Genomic DNA, 26,357 nt, shown 5'->3' with positions numbered 1-26,357 from the left:
TATCGCCCAACAAAAACCTCGTTTCGTGCTATTAATTTAGATGTTTAAAGAATAAGAATTTTATTATCAGTGGAAATAAAAAATGTTGCCAGAACGAATCCGGCAACATTTTCTATTTTTCAGATTTATAAGTCACCAAATATCTATAAAGTTGAGACTTACTTTTTCACAATTTTAAAAGTTTCTGTATTAACCCGGATAACATATAATCCGGCAGGGAATCTGCTCATATCTACTTCTAATGAATTCTGCTTCACCACATTGGATTGTAATTTTACGCCAGCTGAATTTATTATTTCAACTAAGTTTATTTCAATTTCAGATTGAATAGTCATTTGATCTGAAACAGGGTTCGGGAAAATACGAACGGATAATTTATCATTGATTTTTACACTAATTACCCGGCTATAATGGAATGAATCGTCCAGATCAACCTGTTTCAAACGATAGTAATAGATACCTGCCGGTATTGAAATATCCTGAAAGTTATAACGTTCGGTGGTTGTAGAGTTTCCGGCAGCAAGTTGTTTGGTAATTGTCCTGAAATGAATTGCATCTGTGCTGCGCTCCAACTCAAAATACGCAGAATTTGTTTCTGCACTCGTTTCCCATTCCAAAGCCGCGGCTGAACCTTCCTGATTCCCTTTAAAATATGTCAAAGTAACTGGCAGTGCTGTGTTGGAAGTTCCCAGAAAAAATCCTCCTGTATTGGTCATATCGAAACTGACTTCCCAGCTGTTCAAAGTCGTATTCCAGACAATGGATGACGGCGTAATTTGTGTACGGCTTCCACTATAACTATTTTGAGCACCAGTATTTCCGGTAGAACTTCCACTAATCTGATAGACACGTAAATTATTTTTACCGTTTTGATCGGATGGATTGCTTGGAATATCAGTACTGCTGACCTGATTGAATGCGTCAAAATCGCTTTGAAGGAAAAATAAAGTGATCCTGGCAGCAGGATTAGTACTCGCAGCATTCAGACTAATATCAAAATGTCGCTGCACATAAGGAGCATTCTGATAGGTTTGAACAGTTCCGTCTACATAAGTTTTTGCTGACAAAGTCTGACTGATCATTGTAGAATTTGCAGCAGGCGTTATTTTTCCAAGAATCCGGCAGTCGTTAATAAGCAGATTATTAGCGGTGTTGGTAATAATCTGCTGGCTTACATCCAGATTTTTGGCAATTGAGGCAGGGGAAATGCTTGATGGCACTCTGATTATTGGAGATAAAACAACGTTATCAAAATTATCTGTCGCTTTCAAACGATAGTCGCCAGAAGCAATAGTCCATTGCTGACTGCTTGCAATACTGTTATTACAATTGTCGCTCGAAAGCCAGTTGTAGGTTTTCGCACCCGACGGCGCCTGTAAAGTCACATCGGCAGTTTCTGTCCGGGAAACCGTAATGTTTGGTGGTGGTGTAGCTAAATATGGTGTAGAATTTGTAAAAAAATCGGTATCCATTTTCTTAGTCCACCATCCGGCCAGGGCTAACAGGCCGTTTCCTGTAAAGTGCACCTGATCAGCATTTCGATAATTAGTATCGTAAAAATCATCTGTTTCCGGACCGGGAAATACATTAGCCAATTTGTAATTTAAATCGTTACCGTGACTTCCTAAACCAATTACATCATTTTGTGCGTCAATAACAGGCTGCCAAGTCCGTGTGCTTCCGTTTACGTTAAAGCGCGAAGCTCTTGATACTACCCACGCCAGATTAGCTTTTCCTGACAAATCACGTGTTGCATTGATCACATCCCTGATGTCAGATAAATAAGCTTCCCGGGTGCGGCTCGCCAAATTGTCGGTTTCGCCCTGATGCCACAAAACAGCCCGCACACCCAATTGGGCTATGTAGTTGTTCAGTGTAATTCTCATGTGTCCGAAGGGTAATCCGGCAGGAAACTGAAAACCAAAATCACTTACTGTCAAGGCATTTCCCGGAATGGATTCTTTCCAGTTTCGTATCCCTGTACTTGACCAGCCGGCATTAAAAATCATAACCGGGACCTGTATTTTTTTTACCAGGCTATCTCCAAAAGCGCCCCAGCACCACGCATAATTTCCAAACGGGGATGTTTTTGTGAGTGCATCAAGGTGAACAAATTCAGGACAAGGCAATTTGATATCAGCATAAGCTGCAATGGAAGGCGTGTTGGCAGCATTATAATTCTGAAAGTCTACACTGCTGACCCTGTCGTCGTTAGCACCTGGCCCGTTGGTGTTGCCATCTCCGCCGGTTGCGTTGGATTGGCCTGCCACAACAAAAACTTCACCAACGCCAACACGCTCAACGGTGGTAGTGACCGTTGCTGCGTTGTCTACAATAACCCTTACTTCAAGTTTATACCAGCCTCCGGTAACGGTCATGGAACCATAAAAGTTACCGCTTCGAGGATTTTCCTGAACCGTTGCCCAGCCGCCGCCGGCAGGGGCAGCTACACCTTGTCCGGTCGCTCTTGGAACAAAACGAGCCTCGATCCGGTCTGCGCAACCGGCAAAATAACCTGCGATAACGACAGAAGCATGATTGGCATTATCACGCTGAAAAACGATTCTATTAGCTGGATAAGTAACTGTTACCTGGGCAGAACAAACTGTTGCAAATAGGATAAAAAAAATAATAACTCGTAGAGATTGTTTTCTCATAAAGTATAGTAGAAAGATGAAATGATAGAGAGGTATAAATCTGAAATATGTGAAAATTCAGAATATAGGACAAAACTAAGAAATTTTGCGTTAATATGGAAGTATATTAACGTTAACTTATTTAATGGACAAAGACTTGTAATGAAATATTATTGACTACTAGTTACTTATAAGAAGTTAAAATTGGATTTATAGGTGATGGGAAAGAGGTGCAGCCTTTCTCCATCACATTGGCCTTGCCATATCCTCCTGTTGAAACCACGGCTTTACGGATTTCTGAGTAGGGGCCGGGACAAACAATCAGGTTGTGACTATCGGTTAATGATTGTGAAAGTTGAGCGTACCCGGCCTGGCTAAGTTTGGCAATTCCTTTGGGAATGAAAATTCGGTTTTTGAAGTTATTTGTCAGATTTACAACGTTTGTGAGAGAGTTGGGACCCAACAATACCTTTCCTTTTTTAGAATTCAATAATAAGTTGCCAATATCTGAAATGCCGTTGTTAATGAAAATGGAATTTTTTCCTCCAAAATTAAAAACGGAAGATCCCCAGTTCATTTTGGCGTCCGGGCCATTGTTAGCTATGCAATTGTTGGTATGGTTTAGTGAAACGTCTCCTGTAAATGTTACAGATCCACAATTAATCAGTGACGCGTTTCCATTAAATTCAAGAGCGGGCAAGATGGCTGATGCTTTTTTGGCAACGACAATACTGCCTTTAAGAATTGTCAGTTTTTTGATTTTCATTTTTCCTGTAACTAACAATGTACCTCCATCCAGGATCAGTTCGTTCAGCATTCCGGTGCCTGAAAAACATCGGGTTTGCCCTCTGGTAAGAATAGAATTATCAGAAACAGGCTCGTATTTTTTTTCATTGAAGTCACTGACAGGTAGCTTCAAATGTTGTGAAACACCAGAGTATGAATTAAAAAAGCATGACAGCAATAGAAGTATAATACTTCTGGCGCACAGAGATTTCATAGACCGCTTGAATAGAAGATGATTTTGAAAAGGATGTAGAGAACTTATGAGTATCTCGGCCTCAACGCGTGTCTGTTAATAAATATGAGCAGGATAATTGCTTCAAGAGGTATGTACAACTCAATAGAAAAGAAAAATTACTGAGGATTGCGGATTTTATGTTATAAAAACCGCCGGATGCGAAAAATCTTTTTAAATACTTAAAAAGATTTACAAGAGTGAAGTTGTAAAATGGTTTCATTTTATTTTTGAGTAAGGAGGGTATATAAAATCTCTGCAATAATACATTTTGATTTTATTATTTACAATGAAAATCAAAATGTTATAGTGTGTGCACAGGTGAATAGAGGTGGTAGTATATTATTGTTTCCGTTATCGTCAGGATAAATATAAGCTGGCAGCCATTACACCACCAGCCGTGGTTATATGCCTAATTTTGCAAGGCTGATCGAGGAGGATTTCTTAGTTGGTAACAAAACCCGAATGATATCAATAGTTTTGCTGATATATTAACCAGGAATGTCATTTAGAAATTATTTGAAGCAGCTAAATTCAGCTTCTTAGCGATATCAAAATTAGGGGCATAAATTAAGGGAATCAATCACCCATTTTGGGGGATTTTGTAGTAGTACTTATTTTAAAACATCAAATTGACCTGAAGCTGTTTAATTTTACAGTGTCGACAACATTCGCATGATACGTGAAAAGCTGATTAATTATTTTTTGACACCTGAACTGCGAAATAAATTGCATCCGGAGTATGATCAGGTGCGTACAATCGTGAGCGGTACAATCGTAGCTACCACTTTGCTGCTTATTTTACCTATACCTTTGTTCTTTTTCCCTCCAACGCTTATTGGATATTACATTCTGGCAGGTCTGGGGATTTGTACCTTATTTTCTCTGAAAATATACGGCATCTACTGGCCTCCGTTACTTCTGGGATTGGTGACAAGTTATGTGGTCATTGTGAATGATACACTGGAAACTGGTGGAATTGATTCTCCTGCCGTAACTACCTTATATCTTTTGCTGCTGACAGGCTTCTGGTTTAATCGAAGAATTGGCCTTCTAATGATTTGTTTTAATATTCTGGCCATCATTTATTTGTTTTATTCTGTTCCGGAAGTAAATGATAAAAATCTGTATGCCGTTGTTTCTCATGTCGTTCTGACGATTTTTTTTGGTGCTTTTTTCTGGTTTGTTCAGGAGCAACATGATGCAGCACGTTTACAGATCAGGGAACAGCAGCATATCCGGATTGATTTGCTGGATAGAGCGGTGAAGGATCGTACGCAGCAATTGTCAACAATGAGGCAAAATCTGGCCAGCGATTTTCACGATGAAACAGGAAATATGTTGTCAGCCATTACCCGGCAAGCTGCTATTTTGGAATTGAAATTAAAAGATCAGCCCACAGTACTGTCGGTTGTTGACAACATCATTATGAACAGCGACAAACTATATGCCTCCAGCCGTGACTTTCTTTGGAGTGTTAATAATAACAGCGATGATCCTCAGGAGCTTTTTGCGTACCTGACTTCATTTGGCCAAGTTTTTTATAACCAGTTTGATATTGCTTTTTCTGTTAAATCAACGGTTCATACCATAGTAGAATCTGTTCAATTACAGGCATTTGCCTCTCGTCATATCATTTTTATTTTTAAAGAAGCCATGACAAATGTTGCCAAACATTCCGGTGCAAAGGAAGTCCTTATGGAAATGGCAGTTTTTAAGGATTATGTTTCCATTTCCCTGCAAGATGACGGCGCGTGGAAGGAGCCTAGTAAAGTAGAGCCTCATAACGGGCTCCATAATATGGAAAAGCGTAGTAAGGAAAATGATTTCAGATTTAAAGTTTATGGTAGTTCACAGGGAACACGGCTGCAAATAGATGCTCCGGTACATTTTACTATTGTTGCGTTAGAAAAGTGATTTATGAAAAAACGGATTATAATTGTTGAAGATAATATTTCTATCCGGGAAGGATTCAGGGCAGTACTGGAGACGATCGAAAAATATGAAGTAATGAATTTGTACAGCAATGTTGAAGAGGCCTTGGAACATCTGGATCAGGATCTGCCCGATATTGTATTGATGGATATTGAACTGCCAGGGATGGATGGTATTGCAGGCACAATCAGAATTAAAAAGCTATATCCGGACTGTATCGTTTTAATTATCACAGTTTTGGAGGACAGCGAAAAGGTTTTTCGCTCACTTTGTGCGGGTGCCGGCGGGTATATTGTCAAAAATTCCAATATTTCTGAAATTGTCCAGAATATTGATGAAGCCCTGGCTGGCGGAGCGCCCATGAGTTTATCTATCGCCAAAATGGTGGTGCAATCATTCCAGCAACAACAGAATTCTCCATTGACCGAACGGGAAACAGAGGTGCTTCAAAGTATTGCAGAAGGGAAAAGCTATTCAAAAATTGCGCTGGACTTATATGTTAGCAAGGAAACCATACGAAGCCACATCAAAAATATTTATCGGAAACTTGAAGTATCCAGCAAGGCAGATGCAATAAAAGTGGCAAATTCTAACAAGTGGGTGACGGGAAGAGCTTTGTAGACTGGGTAGTGTAATTGTTCCTGACAATAAAGAAGTCATTTATTGTCAGGTTTTGTCAAGACATAGTCATTTGATTGTGGGATTACGCTGCAATTGCCTGACGTTCTTCGAGATATTCAACCAGACTTTTAACAGTTATTATCTTTGAATAATCATCATCAGGGATAGCAATATTGAATTCCTGTTCAAGCTGCATCATCAGATCCACTGTATCCAGACTGTCAAAGCCAAGATCTTTCATGAAATTTGCGTTGTCAGAAACCGCATTTTTATCAATGCCGAAGTTGTTCAAAATTTTAATAATACGTTCTTTCATGGTCTGGCTAATATATAAGATTTACAATTTTTGAAGAATTCCGTTTTGGATAAACGAAATTTACGTAGAAATAGTACCATTAAAAAGTCCAAAACGTTCCGCCATTAGCATATATTTTATATTTACCTCATTATGAAATTGTTAAATCATATTAAAATATTTTAATATGGAATTGATGTTGGAATGTAAATTGGATTAGTGATGTTGGCGGAATCTTGGTCTATGTAATTTGTAGTGAATGGAAATATAATTATTTGATGGAGAAAAGCATATAAATATTAATGCCACTATCGTGTTACTTATGTATCAAAACACTCGTCATAGCACAAAGATGAACTGATTTATATTCAAAATAGGGCAGGTTAATATTTCAGGTTAATATTTAGTGCTATTTATATTTTATTAATTTGTAGAGATGTTGAAGTTGTTGTAATTTCAACGTTAATTTATTAGGCTGATGAATTTGGGATAACACTTTATATAGTAGTATATTAGTTGTTATAAATATTCACATGGTTTAGTGAAATTTTGAAAATTAAAATATCGTAACTATAATCTAATTTGCACTATGCACAAAAAATTTACTTTATCGATTAGGAGATTGGTCTATATCACTGCATTGACAGTTTGTGGATTAATACTGCAGGCATCAGAAACTATTGCTCAAACTTCTTGGAGTGGTGTTTATGGTAATGAATGGATTGATTATACAAAAAGGTATGTGAAAATACCTGTTGCTGTGAAAGGACTTCACAAAATTCCTTTTGCCAATCTTCCAAATGACTTTCCAAAGAATGAATCTGATTTTCAATTATGGCATAGAGGTAAGGAGGTAGCAATCATAAGTACATCCAACAATGAAATCCTGTTTTACGGTGAACCTAATGACGGAAAATCTGATGAGCTTATGTTTCGTCCTTCACCTGCTGCTCGTCTTAATCCATATGTGAGTCTATTTTCAGATTTAGGAGCATACTTCCTTACATCTAAATCAGGCACCAAACGTGCCATATCTGTGGATGGTACTTCATTAACAGGAGCAGCGGAGCAATATCATTTTCAGACTGATGTAACGAAATTTGCCAGCCAGTTTGCTTCATCTACTGAGGCTATTGCTTCACCTTTGAATCACAGTTACTATGATGAGTCAAATTCGTGGACAGGCCCTTCAATTTTTGGTGCGTTCACTACTGGTGCTAATAAAATTTCAAATAATTCTTTTCAATTAAAAAACTGGGTAAGTACGGCATCTGATCTACCTGTTTTGGAGCTATTGATTAACGGCCTGCATAATGGTAATCATGCTGTTAATATTTCGATAGGTAAGACAGATGCTGACGCTGATCAGGGTAACGTCACATTATTTAATTTTTCAGGTTTTGGAGGGCGTAAAGTATCTAATTTTAATATACCAGCAGACAAAATAAGTCCGTCGGGTACAGGTATTATCCAACTAAAATCCAATACCACTTCTGACAATACTACGGATAGATTTGCCCTAAGCTTTTATGCCATAACATATCCTCAATTAACAGATATGGCTGGATTAAATTCTGTACAATTTAATTTTAAGGCATCCAGCCAGGCAATACATTTGAGTATTTCAAATTCTCAAAGCGGTATCTCATTATACGATATATCAAATATTGATGAGCCTAAAATTATTTCTGGTAATCTTTCAGGGTCCACTTTTGAAGCCATGGTACCTCGTACAAGTGCTAGCGATGTTAAAGTATTCGCTTCACTACCGGCAGATATAAAGACAATTGCAGCTAACCAGATTACTGATGTAACGTGGACTCCTTATCACGCTTTACCGACAGTATCAAATGTGAATTCTGCAATAGACCCGGCATCATATGATTATTTGATTGTTACGAATAGTACACTAAAACTGAAAGCAATAGATTATGCTTCTTATCGCAATTCATCTGCGGGAGGTAATTATAAAACCCTGATTTATGATGTGAAAGACATATACAATCAGTTTAATTACGGAGAACCTAGTGCCGTTGCTATCAAACGTTTTGTCGATTACATGACTAAAAGTGGTATCAGGACTAAACATAATTTAGTTCTCATTGGAAATAACGTAACCTTACCAAGCAGATTACAAAAAGAGATGCCGGACGAAGTCCCAACATTTGGTGACCCTGGTTCTGACGTTTTGTTGGTAACCGGATTAAATGGATTTAATCAGGATGTTCCATCTATTCCGGTAGGACGTATTCCTGCTTTTTATGATTATCAGATTACTGCTTATCTTGAAAAAGTTAAAACATATGAGTCGGAAACCAGCGGTCTTTCCTGGAGAAAAAAAGTCTTACACATTGCAGGTGGAAAGACAGTAGATGAGCAAAATGATTTTGTAGCTATTTTAGATGATGTAGCTCCAATTGTTAAATCTGATAATTCTCGTAGCGTACAAAATTTTACAACAGCTTCGCCCAGTACGAATATAACTCCCGCAAATATTACTACAAACGTAAATAATGGTGTTGGTATGATCACATACTATGGACATGGAAGCCCAAATGAGACGTTATTGAACGTTGGATTAGTATCCAAACCTAGTGGCCCTACCAATAATTATAGTAGCACTGGTGATACATATTCAAATACCAAGTACCCAATAATGTATTTTAATGGTTGCGGTGTAGGTAATTTATTTAGTCGTAATAGTCAACAAGGTGATGTGCTTTCAAGAGATTGGTTACTGACAAGCGGAAAAGGATCCATTGCCATGATAGCAAGTTCATTCAATAGTTATGTCTCCCCGACAATCACTTATCTGGAAACTTTATATGGTCAGTTGTTTGCGCAGAAAGAGGCGACTATGAAAACAAAAACCATGGGTCAGATTCATAGGAATTCAGCTAGCTTAATTATAACAGGATCCGCTGCAGGAAGAGTATTGGCTGCTAATGACTACGATATTACAAACATACATCAAGCCAATTTAATTGGTGATCCAGCTATTGTTGTTTTAAATTCATTCAACCCCTTACCAGTAGGTTTCATTAATATAAGTGCAAAATTAAGTGGAACTAATCAGGTTACGATAGACTGGCAAACAGCTTGGGAAATAAACAATAGCCATTTTATAATTGAACGTAGCTACAATGCTAAAAACTTTGTAAGCATTGGTTCTGTTGAAGGTAAAGGTGATGTTTCGACTCAAAGTGATTATAGCTTTGTTGATAATCAGCCTCTGGAAGGTCTTAATTATTATAGAATCAGACAAGTTGATAGAAAAGATGGATCTGCTCCTTCCTCAGAAGATAGTTTTTCCAGAATTGTTTCTATTAAAACAAGTGATATTGAGCAATCAGTTGTTTATCCAAATCCAACTAAAAATGTTGTAGACATTAAATTAAACACGCCAACAACGTTGAAATCTTGGTCCATACTAAATAATTCAGGAAAAGTCCTAGGAAGCGGAACAAAGTCACATTTATCATTACAGAACTATCCAACAGGTGTCTACATTCTTGATATTGTTACTGAAAATGGAGACGTTTATCATAAAAAAATTGTAAAAGAATAACACTTAAATTATCTTGATTGGTGTCTAAACTTAAAAAAGTTTAGACACCAATATTTTAATAACATGCTATGTTGGTCAGAACTTTCCGAAAATACCTTCTCTTAAATATTTTATTACTTGGCACCGTGACATCATGTTTCGCGCAATGGAGCGGTGTTTATGGGAACGAATGGATAGATTACACAAAAAAATACGTAAAAGTGAAAGTATCTTCAAAAGGAATCCATAGGGTTCCTTTTGCATTATTACCTGATGATTTTACTAAGAGTTCAGAAAATTTACAGCTCTGGCACAGGGGAAAAGAAATTAGTATCCTAAGTACGGCCAATAATGAGGTTTTGTTTTATGCAGAACCTAATGACGGAGCGATAGACTCTTTACTGTTTAGACCTACCACTGCTAGGCTAAATCCATACATTAGCTTCTTTTCAGATTTAAGTTCTTACTTTCTTACCGTTAACACAGGTACTAACAAACGGGCAGTACTCATAGGCAATTCTCCTTTAACAGGAGAAGTTGAGCCATTTCATTTTCAAAAACTAATCAAAACATATACGACACAATTTGCTCAGTCTACCAGTGCAATTGCTGCACCCATGAACAATAGTTTTTATGAAGATATGAATTCATGGACCGGGAGCACAATATATGGACAGAGTGCAAGTGGCACAACTTCTTCAAATTCAGTTTTTACGGAGACTTTTAAACTAAAAAATTGGATAAGCAGTGCAGATAAAAAACCTCAATTTGAGTTTATGGTTAATGGATTGCACAATGGAGCTCATAACGTTCAGATATCCATTGGCAAAACATTGGATAATGCAAGTTTGCGAAATATCTCGACCGTAAATTTTGTTGGATTTGGGGGTAGAAAAGTAAGTAAAATAGAGCTTGGTGCAACTGATATATCGTCAGATGGTAATGGTGGAATTAAGGTAATTTCAAATTCCAGCGATGCTAATGATCGATTTGCATTATCTTACTATTCTATAATTTATCCTCAAAAAACGGATATGTCAGGTGATTCATCGGCATATTTCTATTTTAAAGGAACTGGATCATCTTCAAGTAGAGTGAAAATCACTGGTGTGCCAGGTGATAGCAGAATATATGATGTTACTAATGTTGATCAACCAAAAATCCTCACTTACAACATTACTGATTCTTCTGTGGAAGGAATGATTCCTCGCACAGCAAATAATGATCTGACATTATTTATATCCTCCTCTTCGAAAATCAAGACAATTTCAAATGACAATATTTCTACGGTAGATTTTACTCCTGCTTATACGAGCGATAGTAATTTTAATAAGCAAAAAGCGATTGATCCGGGTAAATTTGATTATCTGATTATAACGAATAAAAATCTGCTTGAATCTGCAAAAAAATATGCTCAGTATAGGAATTCTCTGGAAGGAGGAAATTATACATCGGTTGTTTTTGAAATAAGCAGCATCTATGATCAGTTTAATTATGGAGAACCTAGTGCGGTAGCCGTTAGGCGCTTTGTTGATTATATGTTAAAAACGGGTATCCGTGCAAAACATAATTTGTTTCTTATCGGTAAATCAATAACTCTTCCCGATAGAATAGTTAAAGAAATGCCTGGTGAAGTTCCAACCTTTGGCGATCCTGGATCTGATGTGCTGCTTGTTGCCGGGCTTCAGGGGAAAGGTGAAAATGTTCCTTCTATTCCGGTTGGACGTATCTCTGCATTGCAGCCGATCGATGTATTAAATTATCTGGCAAAGGTGCAATCGTATGAAAAACAAATAGTGAATATTGGCTGGCGCAAAAATGTTTTGCATGTAAGTGGTGGAAAGACTGCTTCTGAAATTAACCAGCTTCGTGATATCTTAAATGATTTGGTACCAGAGGTGTCTTCTGGTGAAGTTGGTGGAAAGGTTATACCATATGTCAAACAAAGTACAATTGAGGTTGAGGAGGCTAATGTTTTTCCTGATGTTAACAAGGGGGTAGGCATGATAAGTTATTTTGGCCATGGGTCTCCGACAGTGACTGATTTAGATTTAGGTTTTGTCTCTGATGCAAGCAGAGGATATTCAAATCAAGACAAATATCCTCTTATGTATTTTAATGGATGCGGAGTTGGTAATGTTTTTAGTAGAAGAGATGAAAACGTCTTAGCAACGGATTGGCTTGTTACTCCCAATAAAGGAGCAATAGCAATTATTGCAAATTCATTTAATAGCTATGTTGCTCCAACCACAACGCATTTAATCCATTTGTATGATGAAATATTCGGGCAAACTCACGAAACCCCTCCAACAATCGGGCAAATAATGCAAGCCGTTGCAAGTAAAATTTCGAGCCAAAGTAGCAATATCTATGATATAGGAAATTTACATCAATCATTAGTGCATGGAGATCCAGCCATACAAATTATTAAGCTTAAAGATTTGGATTACTCCGTGGATTCAGGGGGAGGTATCTTGCTGTATTCGGAATCAGCAGGTAAGAATATTGGAAATTCTCAAAGTCTAAGAGTAGCCACTATATTATCAAATCTGGGTAAATATGATAAAACCATTACTATTCCACTTCAGGTCAAGATATTTTATTCAGACGGCACTATTGATATAAAGAACTTAATAGTACCATCTATTGCATATCAGGACACTGTATTTGTATCTCTAACAAATAACAAAAGTATTCAAAGTATTAAAGTTGATATCGATCCTGGTGAAACTTTGAAGGAGTCAAATATAAGTAATAACACAGCTGAGCTTTTAATTGATTGGAATGTAGCAAAAGAAGAGACTGTTTATCCCAGAGGGTTACAGAAGGATTTAATTGCGCCATTACTTACTGTTACTTTTAATAACCGCATCTTAAAAAATGACGAAGTAATAAAGCCATCTCCTAAAATTCAATTATTGTTAATTGATGACAGGGCAATAGATGTGGATAGTTCATACATGAATGTGTATCTTAAATCATGTGGGGATAATAGTTGTAATTTTAAGCGTTTAGCTTATTCCAATGGCAAATTAAGGACTAGTCAGGTTTCAAATAAATCGCTCATGATTGATTATTTTGCGGATAATTTAGTTGATGGAGTCTACGAGTTAATGGTTGAAGCAAAGGATAGTTCAGGCAATTCAACTCTTCAGCCGTATACGATTAGATTTTCAATTGATAAGGAAAATGTGGAACTGCCAGTCGTAGTCAGTCCTAATCCAGCCTCATCCTTTGTTCATTTTGAAGTAAATATTGATGATGCTAAATCTTTCAAATCAATTGAATGGCTTATTTATGATTCACAAGGAAACATTCTAGAGAAGAATCAAATAGACTCTTTATTCTCGGGATTAAACGAGTGGTACTGGAAGCCTAATTCTGCTTCAGGACTGTATTTCTACAATGTAAAATTTATTAATTTAGACGGTAAAGAAAGCAGAAATACTGGTAAAATTGTTATTGTGAAATAAGGTCAATAAACAGGAATCGGATAATCAAAAACGCTTTTAGTTAATAAGATCTCTATGAGGCGTTTTATTAACTAAAAGCGTTTTTGATTATAAAAGTGTAACCAGATAGTCAAATTCATAGTTCTGTTAACAAAGAACAGCATCCTGTTATAAATATATCTTGGCTGATTTTCAGTCATAAGAAGTTTAACAGCTTGTTGAAATAATGATTTATCAACGTAATCCCATACCTGACTAGAATCTGTTAAAAAATCTCTGCCTTCTACATATAGTCTTATTGCAGCTTGCCTGGCATAAATTCCAAAAATTCCTTTATCTGTCCTTAATCTTATATTTTCTGGTAAAACTCCATTCATGGCATTCCGGAGTTGTCCGCGACCTCTTGCATTGTCAAATTTAATTTTTAACGGAATTGCTAAGTTTAATTCAAACAAGTCTTTATCATAAAAGGGATATCCTAAATTGATACCATAATGATTTCCTAAATAATATCTTTCTTCATTTATAGCAATGGCTTGATTGTAGAAAACGTCCTCAAAAGAAGATAGGTAACCGGAAGATAAGTTTCTAATAAGTGATTGAGGTGCTTGTAATAAAGATTCTTGGGCAAAGTTTAAATGTTGTACTGATTTTCTGCTAATAGATGTTGGTAGTCGAGTGGAATGGGCAATACTATTTTTTAATGAATGAGCTACTTTTCTAAGTATTGAGCCAGGTGATACATTGAAATACTTTGAAGCTGAAGAGATCAGTGATAACGATTTTAATAAGGATCTTTCATGAAGACTTTGCGCTAATTGTTTGTAAAAATAGTCAATATAAACAAATTGCTTCTTTTTATCCATGTCTAAAATAGCCCAATCTTTGCCTGCATCAACGGGCTTTCGATTAGTGGCCATGTCTTGTAGACCTTCTAGTAAAGCTATCCAATTGCGATTATCAGTAAGCTGTTGCAAATATTCAAAGCCATGACCTACAATGCTGTCACCATCCGAACCAGTCATCAATATATCACAACCAAACATTTGGGCCTCAGTCATTAAACTTGATTGAAGGGCAGAGCCAATAACCATTTGTTCTGGAAAGCCACACAGAGCGGTATGCTTTATAATTGTTTCCAGATCGTGATTAGAAGGTATTACAACGTGATGCCTTGCAGAAATACTAACAGCGGCTTCAAGAGCAAGATGTCCTTCGTTGGTAGATTCCGTAGAAGTGTCAGCATAAAACGTGTGAATGACCTTATTAGGAGCAGAGACTCTACACATGCAACTTACAGAAGAAGAGTCAAGGCCACCGCTTAAATGAGATCCGATAATAGACTTATTCCGAAGAAGGGTTCCCACTGATTTTTCAAAAAGATCCCGAAAAGCGATTCCATAGTCATCTACTGTTTTAAGATGGTTCCATTTTCCGGGATTGAAATCGACGTAAGGAGTGGAGTTAACCGATTCTTTTGAAACTTCCAGAACATGACCGGGAAGAACACTTTTAATGTTTGCATAAAATGTATTCTTATTATATGGTGAACCGTCATTCATCCATTTCAAATAACTGGATATACGGGTAATATCAATGTCGGAATACGACCTGACTTCCGGGATATTAAGTAAAAAAGTTAATTCTGTTGAAAGCGCAAAAAACTTAAAAGGAATGTGGATATAGTATAGAGGTATAAGGCCAAATAAGTCACGATTTATTTTTATTGTATCGTCGTCAGAATTGTAATATAATGATTGAATTAATCTGTTTTCTGATGCTATTTGTTTTTGAAACCTTCTCAAAGCAAAAACGGTATCAAAAGAAAAAATTTCTTTTGATACCGTTTCATTTTGACATTTTACCTCATTAATATCTAATAGACTTTCGAAAAAAAATCTGTTTTCAAGATTTTTACAGTCTTCTGATAAAACATATCCTTTTGAAAAGGAAATATGTAGGTTGCTTTTATTGTATTCTAAATTTGAAACGATATTATCGTATGAAAAGAAGATACTTATCAAGACTTATCAGATTGGATTGAAACCGCCTTCGCCGTCATTATCAGATCCAGTTTTACGAGTTAGCTTGCTAACTTTGCCTAATTTGTTCAGAACCGGCTTTTTGTACGATTTCTTCGTCTGTGTAGAGTGCAATCTAGTCATTTGCGTGTTGTTTTAATGTGTTTACGTTATATCCGATGTAAAATTAATGGGATTTTTTTAATATCCAAATCTAAAAGTGAAAGAAATTATATAAAAGTGGTCTAGCAATCGAATAATGCATAAAAGTTATAGTGATTTGGGGCCGTACTCAATAATCTTTCTGGTTTTTTTGGAGCCTGAATCTATGATTCCTTGTCCAATGCAGGCAGCCGTTGCCTGGCAATATTCATAAGAAGTTTGTTCGTCATAAATAAGTCCTACACCAATCGCGAAGCGTTTTAAGCCGAGGTTATAATCAATAACGGAAGTTGTATCTCTTATTTCAACCAAAGTTAATGTCTTATCAAAAGATAAGCTACCTAATGTAGAGGGCTGATTGATTTCTTCATAATGATAATCCTCCGCATCCAGGGTATTATACATATTTCCATTCCAGGTAATTTTTGAATCTATCGGAAAAACAAGAGGGACAGTACTTTGGTTGTCTATATTGAATATCAGCTTATCAGGAAATTGATTGATACTATACTTCTTTGTTTTGACCCAATAATCTGCGGAGGTGTTTCGTGATGAACGGGATACTATGTAGGTTGAACTACCATCTGTGTTTACTGTTACACTGCTAATTTCGTCTTTTTCCTGATAAGCCTTTATAACAGGATTCGCTTGTCCGGATGAATAGACGGCTTCGTTTACATCATAAATCATATAATGACCTACCGTTAAAGGGAAATAGTCATATGTATTTATTGGATCAGTTGTGCTGTCATTACAGGATTGAATGGCTAGCAACGGAATTATATAAAGAAATGATTTAAGTATATTCCAGTTCAATTGTATGTTTCTGGTAAAATTATATAGAGCCATTGAAGATATGATTTGTGTGTTCTTTAGATAAAATTAATTATTTGAGTACTCAATAAGTCTTTTAATTCTTTTCTTTCCGGAACTTATGACTTTGTAACCTGATAGTTCGCCATTTACCTGTAAATATTCCAAGTCTGCCTGTTGATCCAGGATCAAACCTACATTATTTGCATAATGTTTTGATGCAAAATTGTATTTTGTTAAGCCGGAAGTATCAACCCGCTCCACAACTTTTATTGTTTTATTAAAACTGTTTACTCCTGTATTAAAAGGTTCGCCAACATTTTCATAAGTGAAATCATATCCATAGCGGTTGTCCGTATTATTCAAATTTAAATACATAAATCCGTCCCATGTTGTGTTTTTATCTATTGGAAATATCATTGGAACGACAGCCTCATTATCAATATTCTGGACAATTTTATCCGGATAAAGCTCGGAGGTATATTGTTTTATTTTTTGCCAATAATCACTGGAAGTATTTCTTCGGTATGTTGATATCAGATAGGTCGAAATTCCCGCGGAATTTATACTTACTGAATTTATCTCATCTTTTTCCTGCCATTTATTTGTTACAGGATCTTTTAGACCTGCTGAATATACAACTTCTGTTATTTCATAAATAGAAAATTGTCCAACTTCCAGGGGATAATATTTATATTGATCTGCTGGTTCGGCTCCATCATGCTGGCATGATAGTAAAAAAGTAATCATCAAGAGCATTGCAGCCATGATAATTTTCAACTTAACAAGTTCTAAATAAGGCGTAAAATTTGTCATTTTTCCTTAATTATAATAAGTACACTGTAAGATGATTTACTTTACATTAATCCTCTTCTCATTTCCGCTCTTCCAGTTTCTTTTTCAAAAACCCAACCAAAACATCCAGTCCGGTATCAAAACGCGTGTTGTTATTGATGATCATATCCGCTTCTGAGCGCAATGGCAAAATGTATTTGTCATAAGTAGGTGCAACGTGATGTTCCCAACGGTAGAGTACATCGTCCAGGTCGTAACCTCTTTCGTTATTATCACGAATAATCCGACGCTTGATTTTGACATGTTCTTTCGCGTCTACAAAAATCTTAAGATCGATAAGACGGGCAATGTCCGGGAAATAAAGAACAAAAATTCCTTCTACAATGATGATCGGGCGAGGCTCAAAAACCAGAATTTCCGGCTTGATCAGCGGATTGTTGAAGGTATATTCTTTTTGATGTACTTCGCGTCCTGCACGTAACACGGCAATATGTTCAGCAAAAAGGTGATGATCTATTGTTTCAGGCAAGTCAAAATTTTCAACTCCGTTTTCATCACGTGGTATTTCATGAATCGGGCGATAATAATTATCCTGTGAAATGCGGCAAACGTCTTCCGCTTTGAAGGAATCAATCAGGCATTTCATGAAAAACGTTTTGCCTGATGCGCTTCCGCCTGTTATACCAATAATGAAAGGTGGTTTTTCGTGGGGTATCATTTTATTGTTTTTGATATTTTATCAGGTACAAAGGTATATGTCTGATTTCGATAATTGTTTATGATCAGGTTGTTTCTAATTAATGACCGCCAGTTTTCCTGCCATTTTTTCACTTCTGTCAGAGGACACAATGATAATCAGATAAATTCCACCCCTGACTCTTTTTCCTGTGTAGTCATTTAGATTCCAGGATGCTGTGCCGCCCTGTGAACGGGTTTCGTAAACGAGCCGACCGGAAAGATCTGTAAATTTAACGGTAGCGTTATTCATAAGGCCTTTAACACCCAGAACACCATCAAAATTTGGTCTGACAGGATTTGGAAAAACCGTAATCGAAGACAGATTTTCACTTGGAGCACTGGCGTCGCTGCGGTAAGAAACCATTCCGTTTGGTGTGTCAACAAATAGTAAACCAGATGCCCCTTCAAAATTTAAAGCTGATATCTTACTGGATGGTAAAGGACTATCCGACGCAGTAAACTGTCTTATCAGTTCTGTGCCATCGGTTGTAAATAGAAATAATCCGTTGTCTGTGCCGATCCACTTCCGGTTTCCGGGTTCTACGGAAATGGCGTTTGACCGCTCGCTTGAAAACAGTTTTCGTTGCCCGTAAATGGGTAATATTGCATTAACAGCTGATCCTGATAAAATGTCATCAGTAATGAAATAACCCACACCACGTTCACTGGCAAACCATATGTATCCGTCCGTATCTATTGCCAGGCTATGGATTATTGAGGATGGTAAGCCGCCATTTCCAATAGAGGTAGTAAGAATTCGCTGTTTATTGGTCTGAACATTTTTTACAGAAATTCCGCCACCCAGATAATCCGGTAATCTTGACCAGGTTAATCCATTTAAATCAGTAACGGTAGAATCTGCTCGGGGAGATATTGTAGTGTCTGCATCTACGGGACTGTAAGACCGAAATGCTCCGTCTTTATTACTTAACAATCCCTGCTTTGAATCGGCACTCCAGAAATAGGAGTTTATACGTAAAGATTCCTGAAGATTGATAAAAACCGGATTTTGATAAACGTCAGTTTTATTCGGGTTTAAAACTAAAATCCGGTCAGAAAGTGTTACCAGATTATTGTGGTCAGAGAATGAATAGGTCTGACTGGTTGATTTATATATCGCTTCCCATGCCGTATTATTCCTTTTATAAACTCCGTTTCCCGAGAATCCTGCATATAAATTCCCGTTTTGAAAAGATACCGAAATGGCGTTATAAGGTGTTGGTACGGTTTGCCAGTTGGCAAAGTATTGCTTGTTTATGGTAGAACTTAAAGATGTCGCCAGAAGTCCCCGCGAAGTCGCCGCAAATAACGAATCTTGACTAAAAGTAATATCGGTTACGGCCACTTCCAGACCGGCAGGACCAATATAACGGTATGTTTCCTCAATCTCCCGCAGTTTTGGATCCAGTTTTATAATTCCAAAATTGGTACTGAGGTATACTTTATTTTCCCGAAATGATATTTTGGAAACCTGTTTATTGGCTGGCAGATCAGTAGCATCGGCCAGAAATGGCCAGTAAATAATTTGATCTGGTTCCAGATTCTCATTCAGATATAACAGATCGAGATTGCCGCTCCGGTATGCCAGCATGATCAGATTTTCGGTAGAATCATAAGCTATAGCACTTATTCCCACTTCGCTCAAACCATTTGTTTTGGAGTAATTTACAATCTTATTATCAGATTGATCAATACTAAACAGACCATTGTGGGAAGAACAAAAGATTTTGTTCCGGACTTTGATAATATGTTTTGCTGAACGATAACTAAAATGCGATTCCCAGGAACCCAGCGGAACATTTTGTCCATGCGCAGTACTGGCCGGAATTCCCCAAAGTAAAAGCAGTATTATATTACGTATCATTTCGCTTTTACTTTGGGGTTGAAAATTATTTATCGACAGTTACAATTGCCGACCCTGTACCAATGCCTGTTCCGCAGCCACTTTTCAATGAGCTGATGGTATATTCAGTTGTGGCTGCAGGTGAAACGGTAATCAGGTATGGATTCAGAAATGTTCCGTTCACAGCCGTTCCGTCAGATAAAGTAAATGACCAGGGAGGTAATCCATTTTTAAATTTCAGCTGAATCCGGGTTGATCTTCCGGCAGCAATAAATGCTTTCCCGGTCACCTCTCCAATCGCTTTATTATTTGGAATCACTTTTATTTCTTCCACTTTACTGGATACAGCTGGCGAAGAGGAAATAATTCTGATTTTTTGTGCACGGATGGTATCTCCCGGAGAAACCGCAGAGGTGACTTTTGCCGTAAAAGTGGTTGCAGACACAGTTGTTGGCAAATCTACAAACCTTCCGTTTTTATCCGTTATCTGCACAACAAACCTATTGGTAGCAGAATATCTCCCGGCAGTTTTATATGGGATTTCGATGCTGCTTCCGGCACAAACAGTTGATTGCGGAAGCTTTTCCATGGTGATACTTGCAGGTGGCGTCGTGACACTAACCACAGCGCGACCTGAAAATTTTCCAACACCGCAAAGTCCGCCGGCGGAAGTGATCTGGAAGTTCGTATCGTAATAAGGTTTCACCGTGATTTTATGCGGAGAATCCATAATGTTATTTTCGTAAGTTCCATCAGATAAAAGCACAAACCATGGGCCCCCGCCATCAAAACGTACTGACAAGTCTCCTGAGCCATTTTCAGGTAAGTGCAGGGAATCTCTTTGAAGCGTAGCGACTGTTGGTGCTACAATCGTAATATTGGCAAACTGACTTACCAGATACGGCGCAGAAGAAGTCACACGCAGACGATAATCTCCCGGTTTGTAGGTTGAAGGAATTTGTGTAGCAATATATCCTGTTGTGTCCGGGGAGGAGATCGTTTTATAATTACCTGAATGATCCGCGATTTGTACCACAAATTTATTTCCCGCTTTAAATCTTCCAGTTGCGCTGAATGGAACCTGGAAAGGAATACCTGTACACACCCGGACCAACTTGTCAACTTCTTTCAGTTCAAGTTTTGGTTCGGGATTATCATCAACATTAATAATCGGCTCTCCAGTGCTTACACCGCTTCCACAAGCATTGGACACTCCAATAATCCGGTATGCTTTCACATGCGATGGTTTTACGGTCATGTAATAGGGATTTGACATGGTTTGAACCGTGGTGCTATCAGAAAGTCTGAAAGTCCATGGTGCACTCCCCTGTAAATTGATGCGTAATTGTGCTTCTTTTCCCGGCATAATGCGGACGGCTTGCGTACCATCAGCAACTTCAATTCTTGCAGTAGGCGTTTGAAGTAATCGAATTGGCACTTCCTGACTTTTTACAACCGGGATAGTACTTAATATCTGCAATCTGTAAACTTCTCCGCCAATTTTATATGAAGGAATAACGGCACGGATAGGGCCTTTTTTTGATGGCAAAGAAATAGGGATTGACTTGCCGGCCGGGTCAATAATGTGAACAATAAAATTATTGTCTTCATCAAAGGGACCTTCCGTAGTAAAGGGCAAAGTTATCGTAGTCCCAGGGCAGACCTGCATGTAGGACAGATCATCAGCAATGATTTTGTAAGCATAAACGGTATCTCCGGCAGCTTTTGCTGCTTTCACGACTTGCTCCTCGGCTGCTTTTTCTGTCAAAGTGTCTCCGGAGACTTCTTGCAAAGTATCCGCTACAACTTCTTTCGCTTTAATGATTTCTTTCGCGGCCTTGTTTGGTAAAAGACTATCTGATTTTGGCTTGGTCACAACCGCAGGCTTATTGATGGTTGCAGGCTTGGCGGCAGAAGACTTAGGCTTGGAAACTGTTTTTGCCTTGGAAGGACTTTTCTGTGCGTTCACCGAGGTGATGCTCAGCAGCAATCCAAAAAAAGCAATGATGAAGAACTTTGACATGTATAGTTGTTGAAACTTATTTTACAAAAATATTGAACTGGCTAGTTCATAGCTACCAGTGTTGTCCCTCTTAAAACCGGAACCACGTCATAAAGATCTTTTTGTAAACAATAAGAAATATCTTTATGAATACCCAGACGCTGTAATCTTCTTACGTGTGAAGAGTTGGAAACAGCAGAAAGTAAATTATCACTACTCTGATTATAAAGTCTTTGTGCCATCAGCGTGCCGTCTTCTCTCAACATAAACTGATCTTTCAAAGCATCGGCCAAAGCACCGGCAAATAAGGTATCTTCCAGGTTTGGTCTTCCTTTCCAGCCTGCACAAAGTACAAGCACATCATATTGTTCAGATCTCAGATGATTGGCCAATGCACCAAGATTCAAAAATGCGCCAACCATTACTTTCACAGCAGAAGCTCTTGCTTTTGCAATGGATAACGTTCCGTTGGTAGTAGTCATTGCAATTTCAGATCCAATTAATCGCTCGTTCATATAGCTGAACGGAGAATTATCCAGATCGAATCCTTCCACTTTATGTGCATCACGTTCTGCGGCGGCAATAAATCCTCTGTCCTGTAAAAGTTTACATTCTTCTACGGTGGCCACTGGTGTTATACTTTTTACGCCATAAGCAAGGCCGGTTACCATACAGGAAGTGGCGCGGAAAATATCGGCAACAACTACTATTGAATTATCAAGTTTATGTAAATGCAGCAAGTCAGGGGTAAGGCAGACGTCAAGGTGTTTCATACTTATTACTAAACAGAATTTTGGTATTACGATTTTGAGACAAAAATAGATTGCCGAACTGAGAAATCAATTCGGCAAGAAAAAGTATATCAACCTTTTACAAAAGGTAATTTTACAACCTTTGCTTTCAAAAGGCGGTCTCTCACCTTGACGAAAATTTCTGTTTCAGGTTTGCTGTATGCGGTTGGTACATAACCTAAACCAATTCCTTTTTGTAAGGTAGGAGATTGTGTTCCTGATGTAACATCACCCAACTTATTTCCTTCGGCATCACAAAGTTCGTAATGACCACGCGGAATTCCACGGTCGATCATTTCAAATCCTACGAGCTTATTTTTTAAACCAGTTTCTTTCTGACTTTTTAAATCTTCTGAATTGATAAAATCTTTCGTGAATTTGGTAACCCAGCCAAGGCCGGCTTCCAAAGGAGAAGTTTTATCATCAATATCATTTCCATATAAACAAAAGCCTTTTTCAAGACGCAAGGTATCACGTGCACCAAGTCCGACAGGCTGTATATTGTATTCTTTCCCAGCCTCAAAAATGGCTTCCCACATCTTTTTGGCTTCCTCATTTTTGATATAAATCTCAAATCCGCCTGCGCCGGTATAACCTGTGGCTGAGATAATAACGTCATCAATTCCGGCCATTTGACCAACCTGGAATGTATAATAATCCATCGCAGCCAAATCAACACTTGTCAGTTTTTGCAAAGTTGCTGTTGCGTTTGGTCCCTGAACAGCCAACAGACATAATTCATCTGAAAGGTTTTTCATTTCAACACCTTTCGTATTATGGCTCTTGATCCAGTTCCAGTCTTTTTCTATGTTGGAAGCATTGACAACCAAAAGATATTCCTCTGCACTGTAACGGTAAACAAGCAAATCATCGACCACGCCGCCGTCTGCATTTGGCAAATAGCTGTATTGTACTTTTCCATCAAAAAGAGCCGAAGCATCATTGGATGTTACTTTTTGTATCAGATCCAACGCTCCCGGACCTTTAATACTAAATTCCCCCATATGCGAAACATCAAAAACACCTACGTTATTGCGGACTGTATGATGCTCTTCCATATCAGAAGAATAGCGCACTGGCATCTCAAAACCTGCAAAGGGTACTATTTTGGCACCTAACTCAACGTGGACCTGGTGTAGGGGAACGGTTTTCATAAAATGGTTTTTGGTTCTCTGTAAACTACAAAAGTATGAAAAGCAGACCAAAGCGACGCAAAAATGTATGTTTTGAAATGCAACAGGTAATGTTTTTGAAGTATATTGTGAAAAAGTAGGCTTTATGGCCTGATCCTGGCATTGAAATTGAAAATTGATCTATGAAAAAACAAATATTATCGTTCGTTATCATTCTGCTTTTCCATTTAAAATCTAACAGCCAGACGGCTACGTTCAAGGGGGAAGTGATTGATAGTGAAATCAGCATTGGTTATGGGGTAACAACGGGTGATGTGGATGGCGATGGAAAACCTGATATTTTGCTGGCAGATAAAACTGAAGTTGTCTGGTATAAGAATCCGGGAGAAAAGTCTGGAAAATGGGTACGTTACGTGATTGCCAAAGACCTTACTGAGCAGGATAATGTCTGCATAGCTGCCAGGGATATTGATGGTGACGGAAAAGTGGAAATCGCGGTAGGTGCACAGTGGAATCCGTCAGAGACAAAAAATAACAAACAATCGGGGGCGGTATTTTATTTATCCCCAACCGAAGACAGGACCAAACTTTGGGAGCCAACACGTTTGCATCATGAAGTTACAATTCATAGAATGCAGTGGGTAAAAAGAGAAGACAATACTTTTCAGCTGATCGTATTACCGCTGCATGGCGAAGGAAACGTAAACGGAGTGGGAGCAGGCGTGAATTTGATTGCCTTTGACGTTCCTGAAAATCGTAAAGGTTTATGGGGTTATAATTTGATTGAAACAAATATGCATATGACGCATAATTTTCAACCGATGGAAGTTCCGGGAAGATTTGTTGGTTTAGCTGTGGCTAGTAAGGAAGGTGTTCAGGTTTTTTTAAACGGTGTGGATGGTTGGGCACCTTCGGGAAACTGGATGGTTCCGGGCCAGGGTGTAGGAGAGATCAGAATGGGGACTTTGGGGAAAAATCAGCTTTTTTCTGCTACGGTTGAGCCGATGCACGGAAATTCCCTGGTGGTGTATTCAAAAGACAACAGAACTGTTTTGACGGATAAAATGAAAGAAGGACATGCATTGGCATGCGCTGATTTTTTCGGACAAGGCCGGGATCAGATTGTTGTGGGCTGGCGAAATCCAAATGTTGCAGATCAGATGGGCGTGAGAATGTTTGTTGGTATGGACGCGGAAGGGAAAAAATGGCAGGAATATTCGCTGGATGATAAAATCAAAATCGCTTGTGAAGACTTAACAACAGCAGATCTTGATGGAGATGGAGATCTGGATGTTGTGGCTTCCGGTCGTTCGACTCATAATGTTGTGATTTATTGGAATCAGCGGAAGTGAGTTGAATTGATTTAAGCTACTGCAAGTCTTTGTTCCACCCAACTAATAATTTTTTCAGCTTCTTGCAGACCCATAGCTGCAATTTTGGCATTGCTTAAACCGTCATAACCCATGGATAAATGAAGTACATCGTAAACGTCGGCAAATGATCCACTGATTTTTTTATCTCGATTTGATAATTCTGACCGATACCATTCGACACTCTTTCTGGTTGATTTTTTCTTGTTGCCCAATAAAATATCCAAAGCTAATAATACACCAGTATAGGCTGTATGCCCAGCCATCTTTACATATTTTTTATCCTGATAACGGCCATCTTCCTTTTTTGCCTTTTCACTTAATATCTCTTTGGCGTTTGCAATATGGCGGCGGGCTTCTGATATTGAATCCATTGATTACTTACGAGATTTTAATTTTATAGTGGATGTTGTAAAACAAATATAACCAAACAAAAAAGAGAAGCCAACCCTTTACTAGCTGACTTCTCTCAATATTCAAACTTTGATTAAAAATCAAATTAATCTCTTCTGCCCATCAAAAGTGTTACATAATAAAGCAATGTCGCTAATGAACCGATTGCTGCAACCAGGTAAGTTCTTGCTGCCCATTTCAAGGCGTCAGCAGCCATTACATACTCTCTTTCGTTCACCACTCTGTTTTGCTGGATCCAGGCCAAAGCTCTGTTACTTGCATCATATTCAACAGGAAGTGTAATGAAAGTGAAAAGTGTAGTTACGGCAAATAAAGCAACACCAATTGTCAATGGAAGTGGCGTTGTGTTCAATAACAAAATACCACCTAAAATTACCCACTGCATGTAACGTGATGATACACTTAAAAACGGAACCATTTTTGAGCGGAATTGCAGCCATTTGTAAGCTGTGGCATGTTGGACAGCATGACCACATTCGTGGGATGCAACCGCAGCTGCCGAAACACTTCTGCCGTGAAACACGTCAGGACTCAGGTTCACCGTTTTATCCTCAGGGTTATAATGGTCCGTCAGTTGGCCTTCAACAGAAACAACGCGAACGTCATAAATTCCACTATCTCTAAGCATTTTCTCAGCGATCTCGCGGCCGCTCATTCCATTGCTTAATCCTACTTGTGAATATTCTTCAAACTTACTTTTTAACCGCCATTGCACGTAAACACTTACGAGCATGACAAGTATACCGATAACATAGGCACCCATCATATCTT

The 26,357-nt window shown here is 38.1% G+C and carries 18 protein-coding genes; 5 read left to right on the top strand and 13 right to left on the bottom strand.

What is annotated here, in order from left to right; all coding sequences use genetic code 11:
- Positions 1-158: 158 nt before the first annotated feature.
- Both LXL81_RS21560 and LXL81_RS21555 read right to left on the bottom strand, forming a co-directional pair.
- Entirely contained in the window at positions 159-2,657 is a 2,499-nt protein-coding gene (locus LXL81_RS21560; protein ID WP_234648835.1) for a sialate O-acetylesterase, read from the bottom strand.
- Between the two features lie 163 nt (positions 2,658-2,820).
- Positions 2,821-3,636 carry a hypothetical protein gene (locus tag LXL81_RS21555; protein WP_234648834.1) on the bottom strand — a complete coding sequence of 272 codons (816 nt, stop codon included), beginning with the start codon at positions 3,634-3,636 and terminating at the stop codon, positions 2,821-2,823.
- A 693-nt stretch (positions 3,637-4,329) separates the two neighbouring features.
- Here LXL81_RS21555 and LXL81_RS21550 point away from each other — a divergent pair.
- Positions 4,330-5,571: a sensor histidine kinase gene (locus tag LXL81_RS21550; protein ID WP_234648833.1), complete on the top strand. Its 1,242-nt coding sequence runs from the start codon at positions 4,330-4,332 to the stop codon at positions 5,569-5,571.
- Between the two features lie 3 nt (positions 5,572-5,574).
- Positions 5,575-6,210 (top strand): response regulator transcription factor, encoded by a 636-nt coding sequence (locus LXL81_RS21545; RefSeq protein ID WP_234648832.1) that lies wholly within the window; start codon positions 5,575-5,577, stop codon positions 6,208-6,210.
- Positions 6,211-6,292: 82 nt separating this feature from the next.
- Here the strand turns inward: LXL81_RS21545 and acpP are convergent, their stop codons facing one another.
- Positions 6,293-6,526: an acyl carrier protein gene (acpP, locus tag LXL81_RS21540; RefSeq protein ID WP_234648831.1), complete on the bottom strand. Its 234-nt coding sequence runs from the start codon at positions 6,524-6,526 to the stop codon at positions 6,293-6,295.
- Positions 6,527-7,094: 568 nt separating this feature from the next.
- Between acpP and LXL81_RS21535 the strand changes: the two genes are divergently transcribed.
- The gene (locus LXL81_RS21535; protein WP_234648830.1) at positions 7,095-10,073 is read left to right on the top strand and encodes a C25 family cysteine peptidase; all 2,979 of its coding nucleotides are present in this window, start codon (positions 7,095-7,097) and stop codon (positions 10,071-10,073) included.
- 68 nt (positions 10,074-10,141) lie between these two features.
- Positions 10,142-13,525: a C25 family cysteine peptidase gene (locus LXL81_RS21530; RefSeq protein WP_234648829.1), complete on the top strand. Its 3,384-nt coding sequence runs from the start codon at positions 10,142-10,144 to the stop codon at positions 13,523-13,525.
- A 71-nt stretch (positions 13,526-13,596) separates the two neighbouring features.
- Here LXL81_RS21530 and LXL81_RS21525 read toward each other — a convergent pair whose 3' ends face one another.
- From LXL81_RS21525 to gcvT, 8 genes are all read right to left on the bottom strand, one after another.
- The gene (locus LXL81_RS21525) at positions 13,597-15,528 is read right to left on the bottom strand and encodes an asparagine synthase-related protein (protein WP_234648828.1); all 1,932 of its coding nucleotides are present in this window, start codon (positions 15,526-15,528) and stop codon (positions 13,597-13,599) included.
- A 267-nt stretch (positions 15,529-15,795) separates the two neighbouring features.
- On the bottom strand, positions 15,796-16,536 hold the full coding sequence (locus tag LXL81_RS21520) for a hypothetical protein (protein WP_234648827.1): 741 nt from the start codon (positions 16,534-16,536) through the stop codon (positions 15,796-15,798).
- A 33-nt stretch (positions 16,537-16,569) separates the two neighbouring features.
- Positions 16,570-17,316, bottom strand: a complete 747-nt coding sequence (locus LXL81_RS21515; RefSeq protein ID WP_234648826.1) for a hypothetical protein — start codon at positions 17,314-17,316, stop codon at positions 16,570-16,572.
- Positions 17,317-17,374: 58 nt separating this feature from the next.
- Positions 17,375-18,013, bottom strand: a complete 639-nt coding sequence (locus tag LXL81_RS21510) for a uridine kinase (RefSeq protein ID WP_234648825.1) — start codon at positions 18,011-18,013, stop codon at positions 17,375-17,377.
- A 75-nt stretch (positions 18,014-18,088) separates the two neighbouring features.
- On the bottom strand, positions 18,089-19,897 hold the full coding sequence (locus LXL81_RS21505; protein ID WP_234648824.1) for a two-component regulator propeller domain-containing protein: 1,809 nt from the start codon (positions 19,895-19,897) through the stop codon (positions 18,089-18,091).
- 25 nt (positions 19,898-19,922) lie between these two features.
- Positions 19,923-21,899: a hypothetical protein gene (locus LXL81_RS21500; protein ID WP_234648823.1), complete on the bottom strand. Its 1,977-nt coding sequence runs from the start codon at positions 21,897-21,899 to the stop codon at positions 19,923-19,925.
- A 41-nt stretch (positions 21,900-21,940) separates the two neighbouring features.
- Positions 21,941-22,651, bottom strand: a complete 711-nt coding sequence (locus LXL81_RS21495) for a 2-phosphosulfolactate phosphatase (protein ID WP_234648822.1) — start codon at positions 22,649-22,651, stop codon at positions 21,941-21,943.
- 89 nt (positions 22,652-22,740) lie between these two features.
- Positions 22,741-23,823, bottom strand: a complete 1,083-nt coding sequence (gcvT, locus tag LXL81_RS21490; RefSeq protein WP_234648821.1) for a glycine cleavage system aminomethyltransferase GcvT — start codon at positions 23,821-23,823, stop codon at positions 22,741-22,743.
- 161 nt (positions 23,824-23,984) lie between these two features.
- Between gcvT and LXL81_RS21485 the strand changes: the two genes are divergently transcribed.
- A complete protein-coding gene (locus tag LXL81_RS21485; RefSeq protein WP_234648820.1) occupies positions 23,985-25,154 on the top strand; it encodes a VCBS repeat-containing protein in 1,170 nt (389 codons plus the stop codon).
- Positions 25,155-25,165: 11 nt separating this feature from the next.
- Here the strand turns inward: LXL81_RS21485 and LXL81_RS21480 are convergent, their stop codons facing one another.
- Positions 25,166-25,546 (bottom strand): DUF5618 family protein, encoded by a 381-nt coding sequence (locus LXL81_RS21480; RefSeq protein ID WP_234648819.1) that lies wholly within the window; start codon positions 25,544-25,546, stop codon positions 25,166-25,168.
- Between the two features lie 125 nt (positions 25,547-25,671).
- Entirely contained in the window at positions 25,672-26,352 is a 681-nt protein-coding gene (locus tag LXL81_RS21475; protein WP_234648818.1) for a zinc metallopeptidase, read from the bottom strand.
- Between the last annotated feature and the right edge of the window lie 5 nt (positions 26,353-26,357).

Source organism: Dyadobacter sp. CY356, assembly GCF_021440195.1.
Taxonomy (GTDB): domain Bacteria; phylum Bacteroidota; class Bacteroidia; order Cytophagales; family Spirosomataceae; genus Dyadobacter.
Note: the sequence above shows the minus strand (reverse complement) of the source record. Positions and strands in the feature narration are given on the sequence as shown.